The sequence below is a fragment of the Streptomyces sp. NPDC104307 genome (genome assembly GCF_055584045.1).
In genome coordinates, this window is the sequence record NZ_JBVJMU010000005.1 from 490,229 (window position 1) to 497,522 (window position 7,294).

Consider the following 7,294-nt stretch of genomic DNA (forward strand, 5'->3'; position numbering starts at 1 on the left):
CACTCTCGCTTCCGATTTCGACGGCGTCTCCCCGTGTTCTGCTCCTACCCACTACCCGCAGGGCGCCGCGGCATGACCCCGTTCCGGCCCTCAGTACCTCGTAGCGGCGAGCGGGGCGGCCGGGCGGGGGAGCGGTGCGCTGTGTCCCTGGACATCGGCTGCACCGAGCAGGAACCCGGTGATGACTGCGGCGATCAGGACGGCACGGATGCTCACGCGGTGATTCTCCGGAGTGGTACGGGAGGAGCTGACGCCGTCCGTCCTACCGGCCGCGGCGCGCGCCCCACGAACTGCGTCACTCATGGGTGGGCGTGTCCCGTGCGGGGTTGCCGGGCAGGCGTACGACGGCCTCGGGACCTCGGCCCGACCGGTCCGCCCCTCATCGCTTCGGGCGCAAGGAAGCGGGTGCGGCACTGCCATGTGACAGGAAAAAACGCGGTGACCATGGGGTCGGGCAGGATAATTTCCAGGGCTCCACTTGTCTCGGAGAACCGCAGACAGATACGGTTACTTGACGCGAGGTTCTCCCGTGGAGGAAGTGTTATGACGGAAATTCTTGTGCACGATGTAGCAGCCGACGGCATATCTGCCGCCCAGCGGGTGATCGATCACCCGGCCTGGCCTGCGCTCAAGAATGCCGTGGAGGAGATCCGCCCCTGGCAGTCCAAGGACGGATCCATCGACTTCGAGGCCGAGGGCGCGCCTTCCCCCGCCGTCGCCGGGGCGGCCCTGGAACGGGTCACCACCGCTGTCGAACAGCTTGCCCCGCTGCTTCCGCACGACGCCGCGTACCACCGGGCCCTCGTCGCGGACCTGCGCCGCTGGGCGTCCGACGGCTTCCGCATCCCCGACTTCCTCGACTCGCTGCTCGCCTTCCAGCCGGCCAAGGAGCGCGCCGACGGACTGCAGCACCTGGTCGTCTTCGCGATGTACACGCAGAACGGCAACCCCGACCGCAACCTCGAAGCGGTCGTGCTCCGGATGGTCTGGCCCGAGTGGCTCGCGGACCTGGAGGCGACCCGCTACGACAACCCGCTGTTCTGCGGGATCACCTTCGAGGACTTCACCTCCGGCTACGACACCAACTCCGCGGTGCTCTTCCCGGAGACGATCGCGGTGCGTGAGGCCCCCGAGCGCTTCAGCTGGGGCGGCATCTTCTGCGACCGCGAGGCCGCCCGCTTCCGCCGCGTCACCGAGGCGTCCGTCGAGCTCCTCGGCGTCGAGCTGCCCGACGACATCCGCGAGATGGTGGGCGACCAGCAGCGCTGCGAGCAGGCCTTCGTGCTCTGGGACATGGTCCACGACCGCACCCACAGCCACGGTGACCTGCCGTTCGACCCGTTCATGATCAAGCAGCGCCAGCCGTTCTGGATGTACGGCCTCGAAGAGCTCCGCTGCGACCTCACCGCCTTCCGGGAGGCCGTGAAGCTGGAGGCCGACGGCTTCGGCCAGGGCCGCGACGTGCAGTACGCCGTGCTGTTCGACCGGATGTTCCGCTTCCCGGTCACCGGCGAGCGCGTCCGCAACTACGACGGTCTCGGCGGCCAGCTCCTCTTCGCGTACCTCCACAAGCACGATGTCGTGCGCTGGACCGACAACACCCTGAAGATCGACTGGGAGCTGGCTCCGCAGATCACCAACCAGCTCTGCGGCGAGATCGAGAAGCTCTACCGCGACGGCATCGACCGCCCGAAGCTCGTCCACTGGTTCGCCGCGTACGACCTGGTCGCCACCTATCTGGCACCGCACCCCGGTTCCCGCTGGGCCAAGGGCCCCGACGCCCTGGACCTCTCCCAGCCGCCCCGCAAACTCGTCGACGACGTGCTTCCGGACGAGTTTCCCCTGAGCATGTTCTATGAGGCGCTTTCCAAGAAGCTGAAGAACGTGATCGCGTCCACCAAGGGCATCACCGCCGCGGACGCCGGGCAGGCGGCCGCGTGAGCACACGGAGCGAGGAGGCGGTGGCCATGAACGGAAACGGCAAGGGCAGCGGGAGCGGTGCGCTCGAAGGGGCCGTGGTCGCCGTGGCGGGAGCGGCGGGTCCGGCCGGCCGGGCCACGCTGCTCCGGCTCGCCGAGGCGGGCGCGGTCGTCGTCGCCTCGGACGCGAACGCAAGCCGCCTCGCGGAGGCCGTGGACGCGGCCCGCTACGCCCACGGCGGCGCGACGGTCACCGGGGACACCGTGGAGCTGCTCGATCTCGGCGCCGCCCGTGAATGGGCGGACAAGACCGAGAAGGAGTTCGGCAGGATCGACGGGCTGGTCCACCTGGTGGGCGGCTGGCGCGGCGGCAGGACGTTCGCCGACACCGACCTCGCCGACTGGACGCTGCTGGAGAAACTGCTGATCCGCACCGTCCAGAGCACTTCGCTCGCGTTCCAGGAAGGCCTCCAGCGCAGCGACCGCGGCCGCTACCTGCTGATCAGCGCGGCCGGCGCGAGCAATCCCACCGCGGGCAACGCCGCGTACGCCGCGTCGAAGGCCGCGGCAGAGGCCTGGACCCTCGCGCTCGCGGACGCCTTCCGCAAGGCGGGGGGCGAGGACGGAGCGCGCAGCGCGGCTGCGATCCTGGTCGTGAAGGCACTGGTGCACGACGCCATGCGCGCCGAGCGCCCGAATGCGAAGTTCGCGGGCTTCACCGACGTCAAGGAACTGGCCGATGCCATCGCCGGCGTCTGGGACCGGCCCGCCCCGGAAGTGAACGGAAAGCGCCTGTGGCTGACCCCGCAACCCTAAGGACCGACGCGCGTCGTCATCACGACCCGCAGGTACGCGGCTTCGCCAGTGACAACTACGCGGGGACCCATCCGGAGATCCTCGCGGCCCTCGCCCTCGCCAACGGCGGCCACCAGATCGCCTACGGCGAGGACGACTACACCGGTCACCTCCAGCGCGTCATGCACAGCCACTTCGGCCCCACCGCCGAAGCCTTTCCGGTGTTCAACGGAACCGGCGCCAACGTGGTCTCGCTTCAGGCGATGACCGACCGCTGGGGTGCGGTCATCTGCGCCGAGTCCGCGCACATCAACGTGGACGAGGGCGGCGCACCGGAACGGGTCGGCGGCCTCAAGCTGCTCACGGTGCCCACCGAGGACGGCAAGCTCACGCCCGAGCTCATCGACCGCCAGGCGTACGGCTGGGACGACGAGCACCGCGCCATGCCGCAGGTCGTCTCGATCACCCAGAACACCGAGCTGGGCACCGTGTACACGCCCGGTGAGATCCGCGCCATCTGCGAGCACGCCCACGGGCACGGCATGAAGGTCCACCTCGACGGGGCGCGGATAGCCAACGCCGCGGCCTCACTGGACGTGCCGATGCGCACCTTCACCAACGCCGTCGGCGTCGATGTGCTCTCCTTCGGCGGCACGAAGAACGGCGCCATCTTCGGTGAGGCGGTCGTGGTCCTGAACCCCGACGCCGTCCGTGCCATGAAGCACCTGCGCAAGCTCTCGATGCAGCTCGCCTCCAAGATGCGCTTCGTCTCGGTACAGCTGGAAGCGCTGCTCGCGGGCGACCTATGGCTGCGCAACGCCCGGCACGCCAACGCGATGGCCCAACGGCTGGCCGAGGGGGTCCGCGCGGTGGGCGGCGTGGAGATCCTCTACCCGGTCCAGGCCAACGCCGTCTTCGCCCGGCTGCCGCACGCGGTGAGCGAGCGGCTGCAGAAGCGGTTCCGCTTCTACTTCTGGGACGAGAAGGCCGGGGACGTGCGCTGGATGTGCGCCTTCGACACCACGGAGGACGATGTCGACGCCTTCGTCCTCGCGCTGAAGGAAGAGATGGCGGCCTAGCAGACACTGCATGACTATGCGGTCGGCCGGAAAGTGATTGACTCCCGGTCGGCCGCATACCTACGCTCGGCGGCCATGGAGCTCATTCAGCAGGTCCCCGGAAACTCGGCCTATCTAGCAGCCGACGAGGCGATCGACCACGGCCACCCGCTGGTCCGAAAGACGGCCGCGCGGCTGCGCTGCGCAACCGATGGCGCATATGCATACGCCGCTGCCGCCTTCGACCTCGTACGCGACACGATCACGCACTCCGCCGACTCGGGCGACATGCGGGTCCCCTGGCGCGCCTCCGACGTCCTGGCGACCCGCAACGGCATCTGCCACACCAAGTCCCATGCCCTGGCCGCTCTGCTGCGCGCGGAGGGCATCCCGGCGGCCCTCTGCTATCAGCGGCTCGCGGACGACAACGGGGACCCCGGGCCGGTGCACGGGCTGATCGCGCTGCGGCTGCCCGGCCGGAACCGCTGGGACCGGCAGGACCCGCGGGGCAACCGGCCGGGCGTGGACACGCGGTTCTCGCTCGACGAGGAGCGGCTGGCCTGGCCCGTGCGGCCGGAGTTCGACGAAGTGGACTACCCAGTGCTCTACGCCGCACCGCATCCGCTGGTTCTGCGCGGTCTGCGGACCGCGGCCGACCGGGTCCGGCTCTGGCGCACGCTTCCGGTGGCGCTCTGAACCCCCGACCGGTTCACGGCCGCAGCTGAAACGTCACTTCGGTGAAACGTCACTCCGGCCCGCGTCAGCCCCGCTCGCGGACCTCGGCGGGTGTCGGGGCCGTACCGCCCAGATGCGCGGGCACCCACCAGGTGTCGTTCGCGTCCCTCGGGCGCACCGGGTAGGCGCGCTGAGCGGCTTCGAGCAGTTCCTGTACGCGCTCCCGCAGCCGGCGGGTGATCGCGCCCGCGTACTGGTCGGTGGGGGCCTCCATCGGCTGGCCGACGCGGATCGTCACGGGGACGTGGCTGCGCCTGAAGTTGCGCGGGCGGCCCTTGGTCCACAGCCGCTGCGTTCCCCACAGCGCCATCGGGATCAGCGGCACCCCGGCCTCCTGGGCCAGCCGCGCGGCACCCGACTTGAAGTTCTTCAGGGTGAAGGACTCCGAGATCGTCGCCTCGGGGAAGACCCCGACGATCTCGCCCGAACGCAGCGAGGCGAGGGCGTGCGCATAGGCGTCCTCGCCCTGCTTGCGGTCCACGGGAATGTGCTTCATGCCGCGCATCAGCGGTCCGGAGATCTTGTGCCGGAACACCGATTCCTTCGCCATGAAGCGGACGAGCCGCTTCTGCGGCAGCGTCGTGAGACCCGTGAAGATGAAGTCCAGATAGCTGATGTGGTTGCTGACCAGAACCGCGCCACCAGTCTTCGGGATGTGCTCCGAACCCTGGGTGTCGATCTTCAGGTCGAGCGCCTTGAAAAACGTACGAGCGGCGCCGATGACCGGCCGATAGACGAGTTCTGCCATCTGGGGGAAACCCTTCTTCAGCGCCTGGGGAGGGTTCTCCCGGCGGAAGTTACGCAGCCGTAGGTTTTCGGCATTGGGCCGATCGTGCCCCATGCGCGTCGCGGTGGCCAGTCTCGGCGGGCGCGGGGCGCGAGATTCTCGTCACGTGCAACGGCCGGGAATGTCCTGGCGGCCGGGGGTGCTGACTCTTTGGGCAGAGCTCTGGCAGGAGACCGAAGATGGACGGGCAGGTACGGGTGAACAGACTGGATATCGCCCAACTCGGCGTGGAACTGGGGGAGCGGGCCACACTCGTGCAGTTCTCCAGCGCCTTCTGCCAGCCGTGCCGGGCCACCCGGCGCACGCTTGCCGAGGTGGCCGCCATGGTCGAAGGCGTCACCCATGTGGAGATCGACGCAGAGGCGCATCTCACTCTGGTGCGTGAGCTCGGTATCAGCGCGACCCCGACCGTCCTGGTGCTCGACGCCTCCGGCCGCATCGTCCGACGGGCCACCGGACAGCCGCGCACCGCCGATGTCGTGGCCGCACTGGGACGGGCGATATGACGGCCCGTGACGCATCTCCCACCTTGCGGGACGGTCTTGACCGCACCCACCGGACATCGTCAGTCTGACGCTATGCCGCCAGTACTCCTTCTCCACGGCCGGGTCCACGTCGATCTCGCCCGCTGCGCGAGTGCGCGCTGTCCGGATGCCTGAGCATCCACGGCCCCGTACCTCCGACGCGCAGAAGGAAGACACCTCCATGACGGCATCACCCGAGCTCGGCAAGGCCCGAACGGCATCCCCGGACCTCCTGCGCTCCGTGTTCCGGCGGCACGCCGCCGGAGTCGCCGTGATCACCGCGGCCGGTGACCGGCCGGTCGGCTTCACGGCGACCTCCCTCAACTCCGTGGCCGCCGAGCCGCCGCTCATCTCCTTCGGCGTGGGCACCTCCTCCTCCAGCTGGCCGGTCGTCGCGGAGGCGGAGCACATCGGGGTCCACATACTCGGCGAGCACCAGCAGGAACTGGCCGCCACCTTCGCGCGCAGCGGCGCCGACCGGTTCGGCCCGTCCACCTATTGGCGCAGTGGCCCGGAAGGCGTCCCGCTGCTGGACGGCGTGCCGGCATGGCTGGTCTGCCGGGTCGTGGCACGGATTCCCGCGGGCGACCACCGGATCGTGATCGCCCAGGCGGTGGTCGGGGATCCGGCCGGTCCCGGGCGCCCGCTGGTCTACCACCAGGGCCGGTTCACCGCTCTGCGAGACTGAGAACACTTTGGTGGCACGGGGCGGGGCGGCGTTGGACAGATCACAGTTCAGAGCGCTTGCCCCAAGGGCAGGTACTGGATGTACTGGCGAGTAATATTACGGTCGGAGCGTCGGTCGCACCGACCGGAAATCGCCCCATCAGGCGCCTATGCTGCGTGCAACAAGGCAGCCCGGAAATGACGATGCAGTAGGAGAGCCGGCGTGAGCTTGAGGATCGTTGTCTGTGTGAAGTACGTGCCCGACGCGACCGGTGACCGGCATTTCGCCGATGACCTGACGTTGGATCGTGAGGATGTCGACGGGCTGTTGTCGGAGCTGGATGAGTACGCGGTCGAGCAGGCGTTGCAGATCGCGGACGGGGCCGATGACGCGGAGGTCACCGTGTTGACGGTGGGTCCGGAGGATGCCAAGGACGCGTTGCGCAAGGCGTTGTCGATGGGTGCGGACAAGGCTGTTCACGTCGAGGACGATGATCTGCACGGCACGGATGTGATCGGTACGTCGTTGGTGCTGGCGAAGGCGGTCGAGAAGACCGGGTATGACCTGGTGATCTCGGGGATGGCGTCGACGGACGGCACGATGGGTGTGGTTCCGGCGCTGCTCGCGGAGCGGCTGGGGGTGCCGCAGGTGACGCTGCTGTCGGAGGTTTCGGTGGAGGGCGGGGTCGTGCGGGGGCGTCGGGACGGTGACACCGCCTCGGAGCAGCTGGAGGCGTCGTTGCCGGCGGTGGTGTCGGTGACCGACCAGTCGGGTGAGGCCCGGTATCCGTCGTTCAAGGGGATCATGGC

General features: G+C 69.0%; 9 protein-coding genes. 7 read left to right on the plus strand and 2 right to left on the minus strand.

Annotated elements, in window-relative coordinates:
* Positions 1–90: 90 nt before the first annotated feature.
* Entirely contained in the window at positions 91–216 is a 126-nt protein-coding gene (locus tag ACZ601_RS17240) for a hypothetical protein (RefSeq protein ID WP_469538487.1), read from the minus strand.
* A gap of 327 nt (positions 217–543) precedes the next feature.
* On the opposite strand from ACZ601_RS17240, the gene ACZ601_RS17245 reads away from it, so the two are divergent.
* From ACZ601_RS17245 to ACZ601_RS17260, 4 genes are all read left to right on the plus strand, one after another.
* Positions 544–1,941, plus strand: a complete 1,398-nt coding sequence (locus ACZ601_RS17245) for a DUF6421 family protein (protein WP_469538490.1) — start codon at positions 544–546, stop codon at positions 1,939–1,941.
* 26 nt (positions 1,942–1,967) lie between these two features.
* Positions 1,968–2,735: an SDR family NAD(P)-dependent oxidoreductase gene (locus ACZ601_RS17250; protein ID WP_469538531.1), complete on the plus strand. Its 768-nt coding sequence runs from the start codon at positions 1,968–1,970 to the stop codon at positions 2,733–2,735.
* The gene (locus tag ACZ601_RS17255; RefSeq protein WP_390093421.1) at positions 2,714–3,793 is read left to right on the plus strand and encodes a threonine aldolase family protein; all 1,080 of its coding nucleotides are present in this window, start codon (positions 2,714–2,716) and stop codon (positions 3,791–3,793) included. Before ACZ601_RS17250 ends, ACZ601_RS17255 begins: the two co-directional genes overlap by 22 nt.
* Positions 3,794–3,868: 75 nt before the next feature.
* On the plus strand, positions 3,869–4,468 hold the full coding sequence (locus ACZ601_RS17260) for a transglutaminase-like domain-containing protein (protein ID WP_469538492.1): 600 nt from the start codon (positions 3,869–3,871) through the stop codon (positions 4,466–4,468).
* Positions 4,469–4,532: 64 nt separating this feature from the next.
* Here ACZ601_RS17260 and ACZ601_RS17265 read toward each other — a convergent pair whose 3' ends face one another.
* Entirely contained in the window at positions 4,533–5,255 is a 723-nt protein-coding gene (locus ACZ601_RS17265) for a lysophospholipid acyltransferase family protein (RefSeq protein ID WP_440577882.1), read from the minus strand.
* 218 nt (positions 5,256–5,473) lie between these two features.
* Here ACZ601_RS17265 and ACZ601_RS17270 point away from each other — a divergent pair, with 218 nt between their 5' ends.
* The 3 genes from ACZ601_RS17270 to ACZ601_RS17280 form a co-directional block, all read left to right on the plus strand.
* Positions 5,474–5,800 carry a TlpA family protein disulfide reductase gene (locus ACZ601_RS17270; protein WP_311307265.1) on the plus strand — a complete coding sequence of 109 codons (327 nt, stop codon included), beginning with the start codon at positions 5,474–5,476 and terminating at the stop codon, positions 5,798–5,800.
* A 199-nt stretch (positions 5,801–5,999) separates the two neighbouring features.
* Positions 6,000–6,506, plus strand: coding sequence for a flavin reductase family protein (locus ACZ601_RS17275; protein ID WP_440577884.1), 507 nt, complete (start codon positions 6,000–6,002; stop codon positions 6,504–6,506).
* Between the two features lie 201 nt (positions 6,507–6,707).
* The coding region (locus ACZ601_RS17280) for an electron transfer flavoprotein subunit beta/FixA family protein (protein ID WP_469538496.1) at positions 6,708–7,294 on the plus strand (587 nt) is incomplete at its 3' end.

Coding starts and splice junctions, on each gene's coding strand:
- ACZ601_RS17260 (WP_469538492.1), top strand. CDS start 3,869: ATGGAGCTCATTCAGCAGGTCCCCGGAAACTCGGCCTATCTAGCAGCC.
- ACZ601_RS17265 (WP_440577882.1), bottom strand. CDS start 5,255: ATGGCAGAACTCGTCTATCGGCCGGTCATCGGCGCCGCTCGTACGTTT.
- ACZ601_RS17245 (WP_469538490.1), top strand. CDS start 544: ATGACGGAAATTCTTGTGCACGATGTAGCAGCCGACGGCATATCTGCC.
- ACZ601_RS17270 (WP_311307265.1), top strand. CDS start 5,474: ATGGACGGGCAGGTACGGGTGAACAGACTGGATATCGCCCAACTCGGC.
- ACZ601_RS17250 (WP_469538531.1), top strand. CDS start 1,968: ATGAACGGAAACGGCAAGGGCAGCGGGAGCGGTGCGCTCGAAGGGGCC.
- ACZ601_RS17275 (WP_440577884.1), top strand. CDS start 6,000: ATGACGGCATCACCCGAGCTCGGCAAGGCCCGAACGGCATCCCCGGAC.